Raw genomic sequence first — 1445 nt, forward strand, 5'->3', positions numbered from 1 at the left:
TTGTATTTGTTTGATCACTTATACAATATCAAAGATCGGGCTCCTTTTCACTTAATTAGTGAAAGATTGATTGTGTATTTTTAATTGATTTAACGCAGTTTCTTAGTGGCTTATGGTCGGGCTGTGAATAATCTAGGCTTAACATTATTCAATAACTAATTCTACTATATCTTTAAAAACCTCGATTTGAATTGTTCATAGGCTACTAGCACTTCCTTTTCTATCCAAAAAATTGACCCAAAGCGTAGTTCAATCTACCATTGGGTCATTCTTGTGTTTACTATTTATCATTAAGTTTTTCTGGCTCTTCGCCATTTTCTGTGTAACTCGCACATTCCAGCCTTTTCGTAGGCTAGTATTTTGCCTTCTTCACCTAACTACCATTCAGACGATAGAGCGGGAGGGTCAAGCGGTTTGGGCTTGACGCTCACGCGGCATCATCTACAATATGCAAAGGTGAAGAAGAGATCGATTCGTGCTGTTTAGAGCACTCTAATTTTACGCGTATTCGAAAGTTCTCCATGTTACGGAAACCATAGGAAATGCGTTTTCTATTCTTAATCTTATGATTAGTTCCTTCTGTTCTAGCATTTGTATAGGGTTGTTCGAAATAGTTTAAAATATACGCTTTCCATGTATCTAACGTCTTACAAACGTCATGAAAGGATGAAAATGGACTCTTTCTAGCTTCACCAATCCATTGTTCTAGAAAGTCACTCGCAGCTTTTCTATTTGGCTGTTCATAAAAATCATAGAACTATTCTTTCAGATAATAGGCATAAGCTAGATCCTTAGATTGCAGGTGGTACTTATCTAACTTCTCAAACTGTTTGTCCGTTAATCGAAAGCGGCGTTTAAGCAAGCAGAAGAACGAAATCGCTCCGCAATGGCAAAACCTTCCTCTAATGAATACAAAAAAATGAAAAAGTATGCTCTATTTATGGTAATGTTTTAATCGCCAAACCAAAACAAATACTAATAGAAGAAAGGCATACTTTTTCTAATGACGATTATATCACGCATAACCCTCAAAATACATCACCCTATTTTTAACAATAGCCGTGCTCCACCTATCTATTTGTTTTGATTAAGGAAAACTAATCTACTAATCAAACATCGGAGGTTATTATTATGGAGCGTTACGACGAAAAAATTGAATTATATTTTGATTTGAAGGATTCCCCAGAGTCCACAAGAGAAGCATACCGACGAAGAATGAAGACATTTTTGGCATATATGCAAAAGCATAATCGACCAATAGATGACATAGATGAAGAAGATATCCAACAATTTATTCTTCACCTAAAAAAGGAACGTAGTCTTTCCGCAGGAACGATCAATCCTAGATTATTCACAGCCCGACCATAAGCCGCTAAGAAACTGCGTTAAATCAATTAAAAATACACAATCGATCTTTCACTAATTAAGTGAAAAGGAGCCCGATC

Annotated in this window: 1 protein-coding gene and 1 pseudogene; one reads left to right on the forward strand and one right to left on the reverse strand. The window is 36.1% G+C overall.

Translation table 11 applies throughout. The features are described 5' to 3' along the window. Positions 1-427: 427 nt before the first annotated feature. Positions 428-745: pseudogene (locus ABD814_RS06045) on the reverse strand (ISL3 family transposase); the annotation flags it as partial. Positions 746-1131: 386 nt separating this feature from the next. Between ABD814_RS06045 and ABD814_RS06050 the strand changes: the two are divergent. After that, positions 1132-1368 carry a phage integrase N-terminal SAM-like domain-containing protein gene (locus tag ABD814_RS06050; protein ID WP_344911339.1) on the forward strand — a complete coding sequence of 79 codons (237 nt, stop codon included), beginning with the start codon at positions 1132-1134 and terminating at the stop codon, positions 1366-1368. Positions 1369-1445: the final 77 nt, after the last annotated feature.

Origin of the sequence: Amphibacillus indicireducens, assembly GCF_039539605.1 — a bacterium.
Lineage (GTDB): Bacteria > Bacillota > Bacilli > Bacillales > Amphibacillaceae > Amphibacillus > Amphibacillus indicireducens.